Genomic DNA, 18,354 nt, shown 5'->3' with positions numbered 1-18,354 from the left:
AAGCCCGGCACCCCGAATGGGCGCACGAGCCACTTGAGATTCCGGTCAGAACAGGTTGTCCTGATCAGAAAACAAACTCATGACCGACTTGCCCAGGGCAATCCGGTGGATGGTTTCGGCGATGAGCGGTGCCACATTGAGCTGCCGGATCTTGTGGCAGGCCATGGCGTTGGGGCTCAGCGGGATGGTGTTGGTCACCACCACTTCGTCCAGGGCCTGGCCGTTGCTGATGCGGTCGATCGCCGGGCCGGAAAAGATCGGGTGGGTGCAATAGGCATATACCTTTTTGGCACCGCGTTGTTTGAGCACCTCTGCCGCTTTGACCAGCGTACCCGCGGTGTCGATCATGTCGTCCATGATGACGCAGTTGCGGCCTTCAATTTCACCGATCACATGCATCACTTCACTGACATTGGCCTTGGGGCGGCGTTTGTCGATGATGGCCAGGTCACAACCGAGTTGTTTGGCCAGCGCACGTGCACGCACCACACCACCCACGTCGGGGGAGACCACAATCAGGTCGTCGTAATTTTTCTGACGCAGGTCACCGAGCAACACCGGCGAGGCGTAAATGTTGTCCACCGGGATGTCAAAAAAGCCCTGAATCTGGTCGGCATGCAAGTCCATGGTCAACACCCGGGCCACACCCACGGCCTGCAGCATGTTGGCGACCACCTTGGCTGAGATCGGCACCCGGCTGGAGCGCGGGCGGCGGTCTTGCCGGGCGTAACCAAAGTAGGGGATCACCGCGCTGATCCGTTCAGCAGATGCACGCTTAAGCGCATCGACCATGATCAGCAATTCCATCAGGTTTTCGTTGGTCGGCTGGCAAGTGCTCTGCACCACGAACACATCGCGGGCACGCACGTTTTGTTTGATTTCGACGGTGACTTCACCATCCGAGAAACGACCCACTTCTGCAGCACCCACACCGGTTTTGAGGTGGCTTGCAATGTCTGCTGCCAACGCGGGGTTGGCATTGCCGGTGAAAACCATGAACTCGGGCGGTTGATCGGATTGCATGGTGTTCCCAACTGGTAGATCGCTGTTACTTCGGCATGTTGCCAAACAACATGCAAGAATATTTGGCAGGGGAAGAAGGATTCGAACCTTCGCATGCTGGAATCAAAATCCAGTGCCTTAACCAGCTTGGCGACTCCCCTACACGGGTGCATCATGCAGCATGACACACCGATAAACCTATCCTAGACAGCCCACCCTTGCAGGGGATGTGCTGGCAGGTTGTTGCACAACCTGACTTGAAACGACCCAGACGAACTGCGCGTTTCAAAATTATGCAACGTTTGCGCAAACACCGCACTTCCAGAGCCAGTCATCCGACCAGGCAGTCCTGAAGTTTTTAACCAATCCAAAGCTTGGCTGATTTCAGGGCATAACTTCTCGGCAACACTCTGCAAGTCGTTTTGACCGAAGCCAAAGGCGTCTGCAGCGAAGCCTGAAAGTATAGCGGATTTGGTGTCTCTTTTCAAATCTGGATGAGAAAAAATTCTCTGGGTTTCCAAACCTTGGTTTGGTTTGACCACCACAAACCGTGCGGGAGGCACCTCTACGGGGGTCATGATCTCGCCAATACCGGTGACCCAGGCGTTGTTACCCCCCAGGAAAAAAGGCACGTCAGCACCGAGTTTCAGGCCAATGGCCTTCAGGCTCGCCAGGCTCAGGTTCAGACCCCACAAGCGGTTCAAGGCCAGCAAGGTGCTGGCGGCATCGGACGAGCCACCACCCATGCCGGCTTGTGCTGGTATCTGTTTATCGATGCAAATATGGGCGCCGTAGCTTGTGCCACTGGCTTGTTGCAGCGCCTGCGCAGCGCGCACTATCAGGTCGTTGGGCGGCAGGGGTGTGCTCAGGTCTTCCCGGCTGATCTGACCATCCTGGCGTAACTCGACGTGCAATGTGTCGCTCCAATCGATCAGCATGAACACCGATTCGAGCAAATGGTAGCCGTCGGGGCGGCGTCCCACGATGTGCAAAAAGAGGTTGAGCTTGGCAGGCGCGCAAATATCGTAGATGGATTTCATGGTGGCAAGGGAAAAAGCCTGGAAGTCAGTCGTCGAGCAGCACCCGCAGTTCAGCAACTGGTTCGGGCGAGGTGCGGCGCGCCTGGATTTTGCCTTGCGCTCTTTGCGACAGATCAACCTGCCAGCCAGGCACCACCTGTGGCTGGCCTTCGAGCCAGGCAAACAAGGCGGCCACCGGCACATCGGTGCCCAGCAAGGAGGTGAGCAACTGCGTCAGATCGCTGAACTCACGCGTTTCGCCCCGGGCCTGCAGCAACGCCCCAGTGGGTGACCAGGACAAGGCGGCGGCCGTGCTGCCCAGTGGGGTGAAGAACTGCAACTCGCCCTGCGCCGGGTTGCCCTGCAATTCAAAGGCTGCACTGAAGGACTGGCCTTGTTGCGATACCGCCTTGGCATCCTCCTGCACACGCAAGGACAAACGCCCGCGCCAGATCAGAGGTTCAAGACCATTTTTGCCCCTAGCCCTTGTATTGCTTGCACACCCAGCTGCTAAAAATATAGCTGACAATATGCCCGAGGCGAGTACGGCGCGGCGACTCTTCACAGCGGAACACGCAGGCGTTGGATGGTGTCGCTGAGGGTGTCGTTGTCGGGATTGATTTTGAGACCATCACGAAACACCTGGATGGCCTCTTGCTGCTGACCCGCTTGCCACAGTACCTCGCCCAAATGGGCGGCAATTTCAGCGTCTGGCCGCTCTTTGTACGCACTGCGCAACAGCCGCACAGCCTCGGTGAAGTTGCCGCTGCGGAACTCGGCCCAGGCCAGGCTGTCGGTGATAAAGGGGTTGTTGGGTGAAAGCTCCAGGGCTTTTTTGATCAGTGTGATGGCTTCGGGCAGCCGCATGTTGTGGTCGGCCAGCGAATAACCCAGGGCGTTGTAGGCGTTGGCGTCATCCGGCCGGGCTGCTATCAGTGTACGCAACAGACGTTCCATCTCAGCCAGGTTGCCCAGTTTCTCATGTGCCATGGCCAATTCGTAGAGAAGTTCGAGGTCGTCGGGAAACTGTGTGGTGAGTTGCTGCAGTCTGTCGCGCGCACGGGCGTAGAGTTTTTCATCCCGCAGCAGCTGCACCTCGGCCGAGCGTTTGAGACCGGCGTCGGCATCCGAGTTCTCGGGCAGACTCTGGATCAAGCTGATGGCCTCGTCCACCCGGCCTTGTTTGGCGATCAACGCGGCCCGGCGGACCTGTGCACGCAACACATCTTCCGGGTTGTCGATCCGTTGCAACCAGGCCTCGGCGGCTTGGAGATCCTTGCGCTGTTGCGCCAGCTGCGACAAGGACAAAAAGGCTTGTGAGCGGCCGCGTTTGGTCTCTGCTGCTTGTTGCAGCGCAGGCTGGGCGTCAACCAGCTCCAGGTAACGCTGGAACTGTCTTTCAGCCAGGGCAGACTGGCCAGCCTGCATGGCCAATGCGCCGTCAATCAGCCAGGCATCGGGGTAGTCGGGGGTGTCGGTCCGGATGGTTTGCAACTGGCGCTGTGCTTCGTCTTCGCGTCGGTTTTTCAGCAGAACCTTGATGTAGGCCATGCGGAACTCTGGCCGGGCATTGGGCAAATGTTTCTTGACCAGACTCTCGGCCTGGGGCGTCTGTGGCTGCATCAGCGACAGCGCCAGAAGCGCCGGGTGTTCGGAGCGTGGGTCCATGGCCAAGCCCTTGGTGGCGGCATCCAGGGCCTTGGTGTTGTCATTGGCGGCTTGCCACAAACGCCCGACGACGGCCCACGCGGTGGCGCCCAAGCCTGGGTCGCTGAGCCAAGGGCTCAGGGCTTTTTGGATGGTGGAGGCTGCCAGTGGCCGATCACTCATGCGCTCAAATGCTTGGGGCAGAGACCAGATCAAATCACGTCGCTCTTTGGCGGGGGCCAAGCTGATCTCGCGTTTGAGGACCTCCTGGGTCTCGGCAACACGGTTCAAGCCGAGCAGAATCTGCACGACAAAATGGTTCGCTTCCCTGGAGTCGGGAATGGCCTGGCTCCAGGCTCTGGCGGCCTGCAGTGCGGAGTCGCCTGAGCGCGCCTGCAAAGCGACCTGAACCGCACGCCGAAACAACGCGGGCTCTTTGGTTTTTTGCGCCGCATCCAGCAGCAGCGAAAAAGCCGCCCCCGGCTCCTGCACGCGGGCGTTGATTTCACCCAGCAAGATTTCATAGAACAGAGGTGCGTCCAGTGCAGAGCGTTTGGAGACGGGCTCTTTGGGGCTGGCAGTCTGGGCATGTATCCCGAGCGAGCAGGACAGCAGCAGGGGCAGTAGGACGGATGTGAGGCGCATCCATTCATAATAATCCAAGCCCCAAGGATATTTGTCTCATGCCTGAATTACCTGAAGTAGAAGTCACCCGCCGCAGTTTTGTGGATGCCATTGAGGGCGCTCAGGTGTTGGCGGTATTCCTGGGCAAACCGCTGCGCTGGCCGCTCGCTTGCTTGCCGCAGGAATTGGTGGGCCGATCGGTCAAAACCGTAGACCGGCGCGGCAAATACCTGTTGATTGCATTGAGTCAGGGTTGGTTGCTGGTGCACCTGGGCATGTCGGGGAGCCTGCGTTTTGCCGCAGATCTGCCTGCTCCGGGTGTCCATGACCATTTTGAACTGCTCACCACGCGCGGTTGTCTGCGCTTGAACGACCCACGCCGTTTTGGTGCGGTGGTGTATGTGGAGAGTTTGAGCGCCTCTCTGGCGATCAAGCTACTGGGGCATCTGGGCATGGAGCCTTTGTCGGAAGCCTTTGAGCTCGGCCTGTTTGCCCAGGGCCTCAAGCGCCGGCAGGCGCCGATCAAACAGGTGTTGCTGGCGGGTGAGCTGGTGGTGGGGGTGGGCAATATTTATGCCTCCGAAGCCTTGTTTCTGGCTGGTATCCGACCCACCAGCCCAGCCCATACACTCAGCAGACCCAAGGTGACCAGATTACATGCGGCGATACGTGATGTGCTGGCCAGGGCGGTGGAGCAGGGGGGCAGCACTTTGCGCGATTTCTCCAGCAGTGACGGCAAACCCGGCTATTTCCAGCTGGAAGCCATGGTTTATGGCCGTGCGGGTTTACCGTGCAGGCGGTGTGACACGGTCATCAAACTGCTGCGCCAGGGCCAGCGATCCACGTTTTACTGCCCGACTTGTCAAAAAGCCTGACAAGTGTCGCGCAGGGGACGCGTTGGCGAGGGTGCTATATTGATCGACGACCCACGTTTTGGAGGCAGATTGGGAACTTCATTCAACGACAAATTTGACCAGCACAGTGCCTGGCGGCGTGAGTTTGCCTTGCGCCTCAAGCTGTTGTCCCAATGGTTGAAGGACCAAGATCTGCTGGATGCATCGGTGGAGGACCGTTTGCACCGGCTCGAAACCCAGGTGCGTGTCGACAAGGTGACTGTGGCCTTTGTGGCAGAGTTTTCGCGTGGTAAGTCGGAGTTGATCAACGCGATTTTTTTTGCAGGTTATGGTCGGCGCATCATGCCTGCCAGCGCCGGGCGCACCACCATGTGTCCCACCGAGATGGCCTACGACCCGGAGGTGCCACCGTGTTTGCGCCTGTTGCCCATCGAGACCCGCCTGCAGCCGCAGTCCCTCATGGAGTGGCGCCTGGCACCCGAGAAGTGGGAGCGCCTGGAGCTGGAGGTCAACAACCCGAAGCAACTGGCCGAAGCTTTTGCCAAAGTGGCAGAAACCCGCCGTGTCACCCAGGACGAGGCGCGTGCCCTGGGCTTCTGGCACAGCGACGATGGCAACGTGATGCCGGATGCCCATGGCCTGCTGGAGGTGCCCAAGTGGCGCCACGCCTTGATCAACATCGCCCACCCTTTGCTCAAGCAGGGCCTGGTCATTTTGGATACACCAGGCTTGAATGCGATTGGTGCCGAGCCTGAACTCACGGTCAGCCTGATCCCGCAAGCGCAGGCGGTGGTGTTTATCCTGGGCGCCGACACCGGGGTGACCCAATCTGATCTGTCGATCTGGCGTGAACACCTGGTGGAAGACGGGCAAGACCTGTCCACACGCCTGGTGGTGCTGAACAAGATCGACACCTTGTGGGACGCACTGGACAGCCCGCAGGAGGTCCAGGCACAGATTGAGCGCCAAAAACGCGGCTCGGCCGAGATTCTGGGTATTCCCGTAGACCAAGTGGTGGCAGTGTCGGCCCAGAAAGGCCTGCTTGCCAAGGTCAAGAACGACGCAGCGCTGCTCAAACGCAGTTGCCTGGAGCAGCTGGAAGACGCCTTGAGCCAGGACATCATGGGGCGGCGGCAAAAAATTCTGGGCGCTGCGGTGACCCGTGGTATCACTGCGCTGCGCGGAGAGACCGGTCGCTGTGTGCACATCCGCCGCCGCGACCTGACCGAGCAGTTGCTGGAACTCAAAGGGCTGCAGGGCAAGAACCAACCTGTGATCAAAAACATGCGGGCGCGGGTGGCGCAGGAGCAGGCCGAATTTGATGCGGCCGGCGTCAAAATTCACGCGGTGCGTTCGGTGCATTTGAAACTGATTCGGGAAATTTTTGGTTTGCTCGGGCCCAAGGCACTCAAGGATGAGATGGCACAGCTGACCGCCGCGCTCAAACAAAAGGGCTTCAAGCTGGGCATCAAGCGCTCATATGGTGAAACCTTCGATCGCTTGCGTGCCAATTTGCGCCAAGTGCATGCCAAGGGGCTCGACATCCACGCCATGTTGGCGGCCACCTTTTTGCAGCTCAATACCGAATACGGCTTTTCGCTGCAGGTGCCCGATGAGCCACAGATGGAGCCGTACCTGAGTGACCTTGACCTGATCGAGCGCAGCCATGTGCAATACCTCGGTATCGGCAATGCGTTCAGACTGGCGCAGCCCGAGTTTGCGGATCGTCTGGTGCGGGCGCTGAGCACCCGCATGCGCACCGTCAATGAGACCGTGCTGGGTGATATTGAGGCTTGGAGCAAATCGGCTGCGTCACAGCTGGACTCGCAGCTGCGCGAACGACGCAGAAACTTTGTGCGGCGGCTCGAAGCGATTGACCGTATCGGCCAGGCCTCAAGTGGACTCGACGAACGCATTGAGGACATCAATGCTCGCAGCACCGAGTTGGATCAGGTTGAACTCAAGCTGGTGGAGTTGACCGACTCGCTGCTGCAGATGACCACCCCCGCGCGTTTTGGGGTGGCCGTGCATGCCTCCTGAGTTGGTCGCGCAGAACTTTGCGCAGAGATTGGTGGACTGGCAGCGTGCCCACGGCCGGCACGACCTGCCCTGGCAGGCCACGCGCGAGCCCTACCATGTCTGGCTGTCTGAGATCATGCTGCAGCAAACCCAGGTGGTCACCGTGCGCGACTACTTCACCCGGTTTGTGGCGCGCTTTCCAAACGTGGCGGCGCTGGCGCAAGCGCCGCTGGACGATGTGCTGGGCCTGTGGAGTGGTCTGGGTTACTACAGTCGCGCCCGCAACATGCACCTGTGTGCGCAGCAGGTGATGGCGGTGCATGGTGGTGCCTTTCCCCGCACTGCGGCGCTGTTGCAGACCCTGCCGGGCATTGGCCCGTCCACGGCGGCGGCGGTGGCATCGATCTGTTTTGGTGAACGCGTGGCGATTCTGGATGGCAACGTCAAACGGGTGCTGACACGTTTCCTGGGTTTTGAGGCTGATCTGGCACTCTCTGCCAACGAGCGGTTGTTGTGGCAGGAGGCCAACCGCCTGCTGCCTGACCATGACCTGGCTCATACCATGCCACGTTACACCCAGGCCATCATGGACCTGGGGGCCACGGTTTGCACTGCCAGAAAACCCACCTGCGCTGCCTGTCCGTTCCACGGACAATGCCGGGCTGAAGCTTTGGCTCGCCAGGAAAATTTTCCGGTCAAAACCCGCAAACTCAAGAGAACGGCGCAAACGATCTGGTTGCTGTGGGCCGTGTCGGACGATGCTGCAGTCTGGCTGAGCCAACGGCCCACACCGGGCGTCTGGGCGGGTCTGTACTGCCTGCCTCTGTTTGGTGACCGGGAAGCCTTGTTGGCCAGTGTGCCACCGGCGCGACACAGTCAGCTGCAAGACCAGCCGGTGTTTAAGCATGTGTTGACACACAAAGACCTGTATTTGCATCCGGTATCTGTGGTGTTGCCAAAGGGCTCACCACCGGATGTGGCCGGCGCCTGGGTGGAGGCTGAACGCTGGCCAGGTCTGGGTCTGCCAGCACCGATCAGGAAGTTGCTGACGGGCTAAAACGGGCATCCATTTCACGGTGCCGCTTGAGTGTGACCCAGTGTGGCGCAAACAAGGCGGTGAGTTGCTCCACCAGGTACACCGAGCGGTGTTGCCCGCCGGTGCAGCCGATGGCCACGGTCACATAACTTCGGTGGTTTTGCGCCAGATCGTTCATCCAGTTGTTCAGGAAGGTGTGAATCTGGTCCAGCATGCGCTGCACCTCGGGTTGCCGCTTCAGGTAGTCGGCCACCGGCACATCCTGCCCGGTCAGGGCACGCAGTTCGGGCTCGTAATGTGGGTTGGGCAACATGCGCACATCAAACACAAAATCGGCGTCACTCGGGATGCCGCGTTTGAACGAAAAGGATTCAAACACCAGCGTCAGTTGTTCACCGGGCGCGGCGATAAAGGCTTTGACATAACTCTGCAGCTGTGTCGGACGGATCACACTGGAGTCGATCACATGCGCCTGCATGCGCAGGTCGCTGAGCAAATCACGCTCTAGCTCGATGGCATCGGCCAGCGCATGGCGTTGGTCCAGCAGGGCATTTTCCGGTCCGCCCCGGGATAACGGGTGGCGCCTGCGGGTTTCGGAGAAGCGGCGAATCAGCGTTTCGGTGGTGGCATCCAGAAAGATGGAATCCACCTGCAGCCCGCGCGCCTTGAGCTGTTTCAACTGCTCAGGCACCAGTGGCAGCGAGCTGGCGCTGCGCACGTCGATGGCAATCGCCAGATGTTTGGCGTGGTGGGCATGCTCCAGATCCACCAGCTGCATCAGCAGCTCAGGTGGCAGGTTGTCCACACAATAAAAACCCAGGTCTTCCAGCGCGTGCAAGGCCACCGATTTGCCCGAGCCGGACATGCCGGTGATCAGCACAATCTGCACATTTGGGCTGGTGTTCATGTCAGGCTCCCTGCACTTGCAGCATGTCGCGCGCATGGCTGAGGGTGCTGGCCAGGATGCGTTCACCACCCAGCATACGGGCCAGTTCGGTGACGCGCTCTTCGCCTTTGACCGGGGTGACCGAGCTGACGGTGGCGCTGCCCGCCAGTTGTTTGCTGACCACCAGGTGCTGGTCGGCACAAGCGGCCACCTGCGGCAGATGGGTCACCGCCAGTACCTGCCGGTCGACCCCGAGCTGGCGCATCAGCCGGCCCACGGTTTCGGCCACGGCACCGCCGACACCGGCGTCGACCTCGTCAAAAATCAGAGTTTGGGCGGTGCCCAGTTGGCTGGTGGTGACGGCAATGGCCAGCGCCAAGCGCGACAACTCACCACCCGAAGCCACTTTGTTGACCGGGCGCGGGGTGCTGCCGGCATGTCCTGCCACCAGGAACTGGATGTCTTCCAGCCCAGTCATCAAAGGCTGGCTCGCAGGCTGGATGGCCACTTCGAACTGGCCACCTTGCATGCCCAGCCCCTGCATCGCCTGGGTGATGGTTTGGGCCAGCTTGGGGGCTGACTTTTGCCGAGCCCGGGTTACCTTGCCAGCCTCCACCTGATAACTTTGCCAGGCAGAGGCCACCGCACCCTCCAGCGCCTGCAGGTCGGCCGCGGCGTCCAGCGCACGCAGCTGAGCTTTCCAGCCAGACAACAGGTCCACCAGTTCCTCCGGGCTGCGCTTGTAACGGCGCGCCAATGCCACCCACAGCCCCAGGCGTTCATCCAGCGCACTGAGTCGATCCGGGTCCAGCTCGGTTTTGCGCAGGTAGGCACGCAGTGAATGCACCACATCCTCCAGCTGCGCCAGGCTTGATGCCAAAACCTCACTCAGCCCTTTGAATATGGGCTCTATGTGCTCTTGTTTTTGAAGTTCGTCACATGCACTGCCGGTCAGGCTGCTGGCACTGTTGTCGGCCTCATCGAGCGCCTGCAAGGCCGATTGCGCAGCGTCCAGCAGGGCCTGGGCGTTGGAGAGGCGGCCGTGCTCGGCATTGAGCGCGGGCCATTCGTCTGCGCCTGGGGCGAGTTTTTCCAGTTCACCAATCTGCCAGCTCAAGCGCTCACGTTCGTTGAGCAGTGAGTCCTGCGAGGCGCGGGCCTGTGCCAGCTGGTCCTGGGCGGTGCGCCACAGCTGCCACTGCACCGACACGACATCGGTGGCCACCTTGGCATAGGCGTCGAGCAGGCCACGCACCGACTCCGGGCGCGTCAGGCTTTGCCAGGCGTGTTGGCCGTGAATGTCAAGCAGCTGTTCCCCCAAGGCGCGCAACTGGGTGGCGGTGGCGGGGCTGCCGTTGATCCAGGCGCGGCTTTTGCCCTGGGTGTCGACGGTGCGGCGCAGCAGCAGGCTGCTGTCATGCTCGAACCCTGCCTCGTCCAGCCAGCTGGCCACGCTGGTTGTGGCCTCGAATTCGGCACTGACGTCGGTGCGGGCCGCACCTTCGCGGATCACACTGACATCAGCGCGCCCGCCGGTCACGAGTTGCAGGGCATCCACCAGGATGGATTTGCCGGCGCCGGTCTCACCAGTCAACACGGTGAAGCCGTTGGCCAGTTCCAGGTCAAGTTCGCTGACGATGACAAAGTCGCGCAAGACGATGCGTTTGAGGCTCACGTTGAGGTTACTCCTTCGTTCCAATGCAGTTTTTCGCGCAGGGTATCAAAGTAGGACCAGCCCTTGGGATGCAAAAACCGCACATGGTGGTTGGACCGGGTGACTTCAATCCGGTCACCATGCATCAGGGACGCCAGAGATTGCTGGTCAAAACTCGCGCTGGCATCCCGGCCAGCTACTATTTCAATAGCTATATGCGATGTGTTGGCAAGGACTATCGGCCGATTTGACAATGTGTGTGGGGCAATCGGTACCATCACCCAGCCGGGAATGGATGGATGCAGCAAGGGGCCGCCCGATGACAAGGCATACGCTGTTGACCCGGTAGGTGTGGCAATGATCAGCCCATCGGCGCGCTGGTTGGCGACAAAATGGCCATCCACTTCCACGCGCAACTCCACCATGCCCGAGGTGGCGCCACGGTTCACCACCACATCGTTGAGTGCCGTGGCGTTGTAGACGCGGCGCCCGTCACGCATGACCCGGCCGCTCATCAGGCTGCGGTGGTCTTCCACATATTCACCACGCAACATGTCGCTCAGACACGCGGCAAAGTTGTCGTAACGGATGTCGGTGATGAAACCCAGGCGGCCCTGGTTGATACCAATCAGCGGCACACCATATGCGGCCAATTGCCTGCCAATGCCCAGCATGGTGCCGTCACCACCCACCACCAGGCCCAGGTCGCATTGTTGGCCAATTTGTGGCACGGTCAGCGTGGGGTAACGCGTCATGCCCATGTTGCGTGCGGTATCTGCCTCCAGCACCACGTCACAGCCTTGGTCGTGCAGAAAATGGGCCACCGCTTCCAGCGCAGCACGCGCGCTGGAGACGGCGGCGGCACTAGCGCTGGTCTGGTATTTGCCGATCAGGGCAACGAGCTTGAATTTGGAGTCCATCTGCAAATTACAACATCAAAGACCCGGCCGCTTTGTGTCGCCTTTGAAAATAGCGGCAATACATTCAAGGGTGTCAAACATCGCGCCGGTTTGAAGAGACATTTGAGTCGGGTTGCCCGAGTTCAGATGTCCGTAAAATCACCACATGCTGGATGACCGTGCCAAGTTATTACTCAAAGCGCTGGTTGAGCGTTACATCGCTGATGGCCAGCCGGTGGGGTCGCGCACCTTGTCCAAGGCCTCTGGTCTGGAGCTCTCACCCGCCACCATTCGCAACGTGATGTCTGACCTGGAGGATTTGGGTCTGATCGTCAGCCCACACACCTCCGCCGGGCGCATTCCCACCGCGCGCGGCTACCGCTTGTTTGTGGACACCATGTTGACGGTCCAGCGCAATCCGTTTGGTGAACACAGCCTGGCCCATGACCAGCCGCAAAAGGTGATTTCCAACGCGGCCAATCTGCTCTCCAGCCTGTCCCAATTCGTGGGTGTGGTGGTGGCGCCGCGGCGCACCACAGTGTTTCGGCACATCGAATTTTTGCGGCTGTCCGAGCGGCGTTTGCTGGTGATCATCGTCTCGCCGGAAGGGGATGTGCAAAACCGGGTGATCTTTACCGAGGTGGACTACGAGCAGCAACAGTTGGTGGAGGCGGCCAATTTCCTGAATGCCAACTACATCGGCCTGGACATCGAACAGGTGCGCGAACGGCTGAAAAACGAGGTGGAGTCCTTGCGTGCAGAGATTGCCAGCCTGATGACAGCCGCCGTGGCAGCCAATTCCGAGGTGTTGTCTGAAACTGCAGACGAGGTGATTATTTCGGGTGAGAGAAACCTGTTGTCGGTCAGCGACTTTGCCAACGACATGGGCCATTTGCGCCGTGCATTTGACCTGTTTGAGCAAAAAGCCCAGTTGATGCGTTTGCTGGACGTGACTGGCCGCGCCGAGGGTGTGCGCATCTTCATTGGCGGCGAAAGCCAGGTGATTCCATTTGAGGACCTGTCCATTGTCAGCGCACCCTACGAGGTTGACGGCCAGGTGGTTGGTACCCTCGGTGTGGTTGGTCCCACCCGCATGCCTTATGACCGCATGATTCAAATTGTGGACATCACCTCCAAACTGGTCAGCAACGCGCTGAGCCACCACAAGTAGCCCCTACAATTGCCGGTTCGGTTGGGGCGTTAGCTCAGTTGGTTAGAGCAGAGGACTCATAATCCTTTGGTCCACAGTTCAAGTCTGTGACGCCCTACCAATTTTTAGGCTATAATTGATAGCTTAGCGGCTGTAGCTCAGTTGGATAGAGTACTTGGCTACGAACCAAGGGGTCGTGGGTTCAATTCCTGCCAGCCGCACCAAACGACAAGCCCTAGAACAGAGATGTTCTAGGGCCTTTTCGTTTTTGCAGTCGCCACCTACTTGCGTGACTTTCTGCGTAACTTTCCCCCAATTCAACCATTTACCACCCGCAGCAAGGTTGTCCGGTCAACGGTGAATGCAACTTTATTGGCAGCGTCCACCAGTCTGGCGACCGTCGCCGTGGCGTAGTGCTGGGGCATACCTTCAATCGCATGGCCCAACAACAGCGCCCGATCTTCTTCACTTACCCCGGCATCGCGTAGCCGTTGGCCGTAGGTGTGGCGCAGATCATGCACGCGCACTTTTGCCAAACCAACTGCTGCCCGTGCGTTTTGCCAGCCGGTGTTGTTGATGGTCCCAATGCGACCCGGCTCGTGACCAGGTGCAGCGTACACAAAAACAAAATCCGAATGCTGCCCACGGCATGCCTCCACGATGCTCCAAGCCGCATCATTCAAAATAAGCACGTGGTCGCGCTGGCCTTTGAATTCTGCTGCCGGGATCACAAAAACACTGCGTTTTAGCTCCTTCACCTTCACTTCCCAGCTCCACCGCAAACCGCACACGTTGTTGTCGCGTGCGCCTGTGTTCAAAGCAAACAGCACCGGCCGCTGCAAGTGTGATGCCAATGCCGGAACCAGCTTGGCCTGTTCTTCCCACGAAAGCGGGTAGGGTGGTCGGCGTTGCTGCGTTTCGTCCAACATCTCGATCAGGGGTGCCGTTGAAAGCCATGGTTTGCCGTTCTCCCTCCATACCCTTGCCGCTCGGTTCATCACCGTCCTGACCACCTCAAGGCTACGGTTCACCGTGGCGTTTTTTGCACCATCTTCAACCCGCTCATCTTTGAACGACTCCATTGCCTCATTGCACACATCGCGCATGGCCATGGAACCGATGTAGGGCAACAAGATGCGGACGTGGTAGCCAATCAGATCGAGCGTTCGCACTTTGCGTTGCTGGCACTCGGTCAGGTACTTTGCCGCACCATCTGCCCACAAGCGATCAGAGCCTGCTCGAAGTTGCTGCTGCCGACCGATGTCGAGCTGGGCCTGGCGCTCCCTGAGCCACGCTTCAGCCGCGTCTTGTGAGACGTTGCCGAGCCGCTGGAAGATGCGCTCCCCCCGGTACTGCTTGTCAATGATTCGCTCTGTACCTTCGAGCTGAATCCCTTTTGTTCGGGTTCGCATAAATTTTCTCCTTTTCCACGGTTGCGACCCGGACGCCCACGAGCTGCAATATACGCCTCAACCCATGAATCCAGCTCCAGGCGATCAAAGCCAATGCCGCGATCACCAACAGGGATTTCAGTCAGGAAGGGCCTCACGTCTTCGTCAAAGCGATTGCGATCCATGCCGAGGTAGGCTGACGCGTCGCGGTGGCGAATGATGCGGGGGAGAAATTGCAGCGTCACGGCAAATCCAGAGTGGCCGCGGTTTTATCTTGAAGCGAGTCGCTTCAGTGTGGCGCGATCAGCATGCGCAACTGTGTTGCTTTCATCAAGCGGTTCGCCCCAAGTGTTCAAACGCCATTCCTTCAGCTCTGGAAGTTGGTCAAAGTAGGCCTCGTTTGCAGAGCCCGTTTGGAGCTTTCGCAGGGCTGTCACGATATCTTTTGCGCACTGATATTGCTCGGTCAGTATGTGAATGCGCTGGTAGAGAAGTCTGATTTCGTTGACTTGGTCAGTGTCGATCAGAGATCGCCCGTATTGAGTTTCCCAATAGAGCGCCAAAATTGCAGCACGGGGAGCGTTTTCTTCCGCGAGCCAACGCCACACAGTTCGCTCCGTGACGTCCAGAAATTTTGCTACCAATTTGGGGCCACCCAACTCATGAACAAAAGCCCCGAACATAGTTGCCCCACGAATGCAATTTTCAGCCTTGATCATGATTGACTCTTTTGATATTGGCCCCGGTGCTGCTCATTTGCGGTAAGCTGCCGGAGCCGGTCATGGATGGTTTTTGTGAATCGGTGAGCGCTCTTGTGTGTCAGCACCTGAGCGCTTTTTTCATCGTGCTTGTGCCAAGGTGAAGGCCTGTACGAATTTGGCCTGTGTCACCACAACGGTGGCTTGCCCGTCCTTCCCCGGCTTGGTGCGGGTGTTGATTTGATAGATGCCTGGCGCCTTGTTTTTCTTGACTTCCATGAAAACTTCTTCACTGGCGGCGACCTTCATCGGGGCATCTCCCACGGCTGTTTCTGTTTCTACTTGGTAGTCATTGATAAAGTGGACATTGCAACCTTTGATCGTCTCGCCTTTGTCGCTGACAAAGTCGTATTTGGAGGCACGGAGGATCAGGACTGTTTCGCTCATGATGGTCTTTCGGATTTCGGCCTTATGTGGCCAGTTGGAGTAAACCGCGCTCGTAACTAAACGCGGGGACTTCGCGCACCAGGCATTTGCAGCGCCTTGGGTTTGCACGAACTGGTGAGAAGTCAGCAGGCAGCATTTGCCCCTGACGTTCAATAAGTTGCATGTCGGTGGCCAGCCAGGACACACCGCTATCGACAAGCTGCTTGCGACGTCGGTAAAAGGTGGGCCGGGTGAAGCGCTTTTTCATGTCGTCTTCGCCGTGGGTCGCCAGCCCCAGCCAGAACCCGTGCAGTAGTCCCGCCAGCTCCTGGGTGAAGCGGGCATCGAGACGGTCTCGAACGGCCATGCTGGTGCGCACGATCTGGACGGCTCCACTGCCTTCCCGCAGCAGACGATGAATTTCCTTGTCGAAAACGGCTTGCAGGTACTCCGTGGTGATCTCGCGAACCTTGGGTTTGTGGCCAAAGTCGTAATCCAGCTTTTCGGCGTGCAATTCGACTTCAGCCCGAAGCCGGTTATTTGCCAGCCGCTGCAATGCTGTGAGCCTGCGTGATGCCTTGTTGTTTGCCCATTCAACCGGCGCGCCATTGGGCCGGTTTTGCTGGTACTCACTTCGCAGCACATGAAAAAGACGCTTGCGGTCGTTCTTCTGGAACTCTGGCCCCTTGTGATACAGCTTGATGGTGGTGGTCGTGCCCGGAACGAAGATGGACTCGTTGCTGTACTTCTGCATCTTTCGGCGTGGAAAGGCTACGTGATAGATGCCCTCGAAGAATTCTTGAACGGCCTGGTATGGCAACTGAAAATTTTCAGCCCAGTCAACCCGCTGGACCGTCCAGTTCGCCACGGGTGGCAATGTGACCCCTAGCAGTTGCTGCAACAGGGCTCTGACGCGTTCGCATGCCCCTTGCATGTCTTCGACCACACCATAGACGTTTTGGCCGTTGATGGCCTTGGCGACTGAGCATTCGACGATCAGGTAGGGGTCGCTGACGTGCCACTCGGGTTTTCCGCTTTTTGACTTTGTGCAGTCCTCATACATAGGCTTGACCATGATCCGCGAATCGAATGAGCCGCGCAGATTGGTGCGGGTGATCTCCCAGACGATCTCGCCGGTGTCGTTCTGCATTCGGCAGTAGCTTTCGCCCTGGGCCTTGATTCGGTCAACGATGGAGCGGTGCATATAGGGTGACTTGAGCCTGACCGTATCGAGTCCCATGGGCGTTTTCACTTGGTTGAATGGAATCTCACTCATGAGACTGATACGGGGTGTTACTGCCCGTGAAGAGGTAAATTCGAGCCGTTTTCCGGGCCTGCTCCAGGGCAGGTGATGCGCCATCTTTTGACCGCGAAAATGGCGTGCGCTGCCTGGTGGTGCCGGTGGCTGGAACCATGTTTCGCGAAATTTGTTGGATGGCCGGTCGCCGCCATGGGAAACCCGCCTCAAATCGGCCTGCGTTCATGACTGCACTCCTGGCCACAGCAACGCCAATTCAAATGGCCAGAGGTAGAGAAAAACGCCTTCCTGGTCAACATGGAAAGACGCCGCTTCGTCCGAGTTGGAGATAAATCGAAAATGAAGTGATGGCATGTTCAATACCTCGTGCGTTAAAGGCTGGCATGGTTAAGAGATGTGCGCTTTGTCAAGAAAGCGGAATGTGGACCGTCAAACGAAATGTCAAACCCGGCGGCTGACCAGACGCGCAAATACGCGTCAAACGTCACGGCCTGCGCAAAGCGTCTGACGTGCAGATCGGCCGGCAAAACTGAGCGTGAGAAATCTGGAAGGACAACCGCAAACTTCAAATTGGCGGGCAGACAGCCTGCGGTGCTGCGAACGGGAACTGATGGCATAGAGCCAAGTGCGCCACCATGTGAGCTGACGGGGTTCCCTCCCCCCCACTTGCACATTCGTGCGCGTGGGTGCCCCGGTCGGCGGCCTGTGCCGCCCCGCCATGGGTGGCCGCTTGGTGCGCTAGCGCTGCCTGTTTATCACGAAGGTGCATGCCACCGCCTGAGCGTGTCAAAGCAGCAGCGGGACGCGATGGCCGGAAGGCATCAATCCTGCGGCCCTGTGGGGCGATCAAGATGTCTTCCAGAAGCTCGGGGAACAGGTCCCCGAGTGGCTTGAAGCAGCCATGCACAGCCGCGACTTGTCGCGGGCTGTTGGCCTGTTGGACAAATTGGCTCACAGCAGCCCCTTAGCCAACAAGCGCTTGCAACACCTCCACGGGTTCGGCGCGACCCTTGCGGCGCGCTTGTGCTTTTTTGTCGTCGTCAATTACGGCGCTCTGCATGTCGGACATTGCCAGGCACATCAGATCACCAACAGTTTTCGCGGTTGAACTGCCGGTGCTCGGGTTGACTGGCAGTAGCTCGCGGCCCATAAGCCGGGCATATAAAACGCCGTTTTCGGCCAAGCTGCGCATCATGGCAATGGCCTTGGCTTGCGTTCCAGAGTCGGGGCTGTCGCTCAAGAATCCGCAACTGATCTTCTGATCTGCGCCTGCGGTGACTGCGGCTTCGTTGGCCTCGATGCAATCGAAAACGCGGTCAACCTGGTCGCTTTCGAGCAGTGGTGTGATGCGCATGAACTGCAGGTTTGCAGTTTGTGGGCGTTGCAGTTTTCCAGGTTTTTCCGAGGTGGAACCATCGGTTTCCATTGGAGAACCACCAGTTTTCCCGACAATGCCAGCAGGGAATACATCGCCGCGAGATTTGGCTTTTGCACCGGGTGTGTCTTCGTCGTTGAAGTTGTAGCCCTGACCCTCAAAGAACTCGCGCAAATCTTGGAGGAACTGATTGTCGGGGACGTAATTGCCGGTCTCAAAGCGTTTGAGCTTGTGACCTGGCAGGTTCGATTGCTCTGCAGTTTGAGCTTGGCTCATTCCGAGAAAGTTACGAGCAGCGCGGGACTTGTTAGGGGACAGCGCAAGTTCAGAAAAGTCGATAGTCATTTGGAATCTTTCTAGGTTGTCAAAACAGCAAAATCGCTGTAATGTCAACTATAACTGAAAGTTTCCAAAAA

General features: G+C 58.6%; 16 protein-coding genes and 3 tRNA genes. 6 read left to right on the top strand and 13 right to left on the bottom strand.

The window, feature by feature from the left end; all coding sequences use genetic code 11:
- Positions 1–45 precede the first annotated feature (45 nt).
- From FDG13_RS03820 to FDG13_RS03800, 5 genes are all read right to left on the bottom strand, one after another.
- Positions 46–1,023 (bottom strand): ribose-phosphate pyrophosphokinase, encoded by a 978-nt coding sequence (locus FDG13_RS03820; protein ID WP_180125492.1) that lies wholly within the window; start codon positions 1,021–1,023, stop codon positions 46–48.
- Positions 1,024–1,086: 63 nt separating this feature from the next.
- Positions 1,087–1,163 (bottom strand) — tRNA-Gln (locus tag FDG13_RS03815).
- Between the two features lie 42 nt (positions 1,164–1,205).
- Positions 1,206–2,042, bottom strand: a complete 837-nt coding sequence (ispE, locus tag FDG13_RS03810; RefSeq protein ID WP_180125491.1) for a 4-(cytidine 5'-diphospho)-2-C-methyl-D-erythritol kinase — start codon at positions 2,040–2,042, stop codon at positions 1,206–1,208.
- Positions 2,043–2,067: 25 nt separating this feature from the next.
- On the bottom strand, positions 2,068–2,460 hold the full coding sequence (locus FDG13_RS03805; protein ID WP_255435083.1) for a lipoprotein insertase outer membrane protein LolB: 393 nt from the start codon (positions 2,458–2,460) through the stop codon (positions 2,068–2,070).
- A gap of 122 nt (positions 2,461–2,582) precedes the next feature.
- Positions 2,583–4,313 (bottom strand): tetratricopeptide repeat protein, encoded by a 1,731-nt coding sequence (locus tag FDG13_RS03800; RefSeq protein ID WP_180125489.1) that lies wholly within the window; start codon positions 4,311–4,313, stop codon positions 2,583–2,585.
- A gap of 38 nt (positions 4,314–4,351) precedes the next feature.
- Between FDG13_RS03800 and mutM the strand changes: the two genes are divergently transcribed.
- From mutM to mutY, 3 genes are all read left to right on the top strand, one after another.
- The gene (gene mutM / locus FDG13_RS03795) at positions 4,352–5,167 is read left to right on the top strand and encodes a bifunctional DNA-formamidopyrimidine glycosylase/DNA-(apurinic or apyrimidinic site) lyase (protein ID WP_180125488.1); all 816 of its coding nucleotides are present in this window, start codon (positions 4,352–4,354) and stop codon (positions 5,165–5,167) included.
- A 69-nt stretch (positions 5,168–5,236) separates the two neighbouring features.
- Positions 5,237–7,186: a dynamin family protein gene (locus FDG13_RS03790; RefSeq protein WP_180125487.1), complete on the top strand. Its 1,950-nt coding sequence runs from the start codon at positions 5,237–5,239 to the stop codon at positions 7,184–7,186.
- On the top strand, positions 7,176–8,222 hold the full coding sequence (gene mutY / locus FDG13_RS03785; RefSeq protein WP_180125486.1) for an A/G-specific adenine glycosylase: 1,047 nt from the start codon (positions 7,176–7,178) through the stop codon (positions 8,220–8,222). The genes FDG13_RS03790 and mutY overlap by 11 nt, the downstream gene beginning before the upstream one ends.
- Here mutY and rapZ read toward each other — a convergent pair.
- From rapZ to FDG13_RS03770, 3 genes are read right to left on the bottom strand one after another with little or no spacing between them, the layout of a single operon-like run.
- A complete protein-coding gene (gene rapZ, locus FDG13_RS03780) occupies positions 8,200–9,108 on the bottom strand; it encodes an RNase adapter RapZ (protein ID WP_180125485.1) in 909 nt (302 codons plus the stop codon). The two genes, mutY and rapZ, sit on opposite strands and share 23 nt — an antisense overlap.
- Position 9,109: 1 nt before the next feature.
- Positions 9,110–10,762: a DNA repair protein RecN gene (recN, locus tag FDG13_RS03775; protein WP_180125484.1), complete on the bottom strand. Its 1,653-nt coding sequence runs from the start codon at positions 10,760–10,762 to the stop codon at positions 9,110–9,112.
- On the bottom strand, positions 10,759–11,661 hold the full coding sequence (locus FDG13_RS03770; RefSeq protein ID WP_180125483.1) for an NAD kinase: 903 nt from the start codon (positions 11,659–11,661) through the stop codon (positions 10,759–10,761). The genes recN and FDG13_RS03770 overlap by 4 nt, the downstream gene beginning before the upstream one ends.
- A gap of 145 nt (positions 11,662–11,806) precedes the next feature.
- On the opposite strand from FDG13_RS03770, the gene hrcA reads away from it, so the two are divergent.
- The 3 genes from hrcA (at position 11,807) to FDG13_RS03755 (ending at position 13,014) form a co-directional block, all read left to right on the top strand.
- On the top strand, positions 11,807–12,811 hold the full coding sequence (gene hrcA, locus FDG13_RS03765) for a heat-inducible transcriptional repressor HrcA (protein WP_180125482.1): 1,005 nt from the start codon (positions 11,807–11,809) through the stop codon (positions 12,809–12,811).
- A gap of 23 nt (positions 12,812–12,834) precedes the next feature.
- A tRNA-Ile gene (locus tag FDG13_RS03760) sits at positions 12,835–12,911 on the top strand.
- A 26-nt stretch (positions 12,912–12,937) separates the two neighbouring features.
- Positions 12,938–13,014, top strand: a tRNA-Arg gene (locus tag FDG13_RS03755).
- Positions 13,015–13,107: 93 nt separating this feature from the next.
- Here FDG13_RS03755 and FDG13_RS03750 read toward each other — a convergent pair.
- From FDG13_RS03750 to FDG13_RS03730, 5 genes are all read right to left on the bottom strand, one after another.
- Positions 13,108–14,202 (bottom strand): tyrosine-type recombinase/integrase, encoded by a 1,095-nt coding sequence (locus tag FDG13_RS03750; protein WP_180125481.1) that lies wholly within the window; start codon positions 14,200–14,202, stop codon positions 13,108–13,110.
- 248 nt (positions 14,203–14,450) lie between these two features.
- On the bottom strand, positions 14,451–14,900 hold the full coding sequence (locus FDG13_RS03745) for a hypothetical protein (protein ID WP_180125480.1): 450 nt from the start codon (positions 14,898–14,900) through the stop codon (positions 14,451–14,453).
- A 120-nt stretch (positions 14,901–15,020) separates the two neighbouring features.
- Entirely contained in the window at positions 15,021–15,326 is a 306-nt protein-coding gene (locus tag FDG13_RS03740) for a hypothetical protein (RefSeq protein ID WP_180125479.1), read from the bottom strand.
- A gap of 22 nt (positions 15,327–15,348) precedes the next feature.
- Positions 15,349–16,581 carry a phage/plasmid replication protein, II/X family gene (locus FDG13_RS03735; protein WP_180125478.1) on the bottom strand — a complete coding sequence of 411 codons (1,233 nt, stop codon included), beginning with the start codon at positions 16,579–16,581 and terminating at the stop codon, positions 15,349–15,351.
- A gap of 946 nt (positions 16,582–17,527) precedes the next feature.
- Complete coding sequence (locus FDG13_RS03730; protein ID WP_180125477.1) at positions 17,528–18,283, bottom strand: helix-turn-helix transcriptional regulator; 756 nt, start codon at positions 18,281–18,283, stop codon at positions 17,528–17,530.
- Positions 18,284–18,354 lie beyond the last annotated feature (71 nt).

Source organism: Rhodoferax sp. BLA1, from assembly GCF_013416775.1.
GTDB lineage: Bacteria > Pseudomonadota > Gammaproteobacteria > Burkholderiales > Burkholderiaceae_C > Rhodoferax.
The sequence above is the reverse complement of the archived record's forward strand: the minus strand, read 5'-3'. Positions and strand labels throughout refer to the sequence as shown.

Coding starts and splice junctions, on each gene's coding strand:
- FDG13_RS03820 (WP_180125492.1), bottom strand. CDS start 1,023: ATGCAATCCGATCAACCGCCCGAGTTCATGGTTTTCACCGGCAATGCC.
- ispE (WP_180125491.1), bottom strand. CDS start 2,042: ATGAAATCCATCTACGATATTTGCGCGCCTGCCAAGCTCAACCTCTTT.
- FDG13_RS03800 (WP_180125489.1), bottom strand. CDS start 4,313: ATGCGCCTCACATCCGTCCTACTGCCCCTGCTGCTGTCCTGCTCGCTC.
- mutM (WP_180125488.1), top strand. CDS start 4,352: ATGCCTGAATTACCTGAAGTAGAAGTCACCCGCCGCAGTTTTGTGGAT.
- mutY (WP_180125486.1), top strand. CDS start 7,176: ATGCCTCCTGAGTTGGTCGCGCAGAACTTTGCGCAGAGATTGGTGGAC.
- rapZ (WP_180125485.1), bottom strand. CDS start 9,108: ATGAACACCAGCCCAAATGTGCAGATTGTGCTGATCACCGGCATGTCC.
- FDG13_RS03770 (WP_180125483.1), bottom strand. CDS start 11,661: ATGGACTCCAAATTCAAGCTCGTTGCCCTGATCGGCAAATACCAGACC.
- hrcA (WP_180125482.1), top strand. CDS start 11,807: ATGCTGGATGACCGTGCCAAGTTATTACTCAAAGCGCTGGTTGAGCGT.
- FDG13_RS03750 (WP_180125481.1), bottom strand. CDS start 14,202: ATGCGAACCCGAACAAAAGGGATTCAGCTCGAAGGTACAGAGCGAATC.
- FDG13_RS03745 (WP_180125480.1), bottom strand. CDS start 14,900: ATGATCAAGGCTGAAAATTGCATTCGTGGGGCAACTATGTTCGGGGCT.
- FDG13_RS03740 (WP_180125479.1), bottom strand. CDS start 15,326: ATGAGCGAAACAGTCCTGATCCTCCGTGCCTCCAAATACGACTTTGTC.
- FDG13_RS03735 (WP_180125478.1), bottom strand. CDS start 16,581: ATGAGTGAGATTCCATTCAACCAAGTGAAAACGCCCATGGGACTCGAT.
- FDG13_RS03730 (WP_180125477.1), bottom strand. CDS start 18,283: ATGACTATCGACTTTTCTGAACTTGCGCTGTCCCCTAACAAGTCCCGC.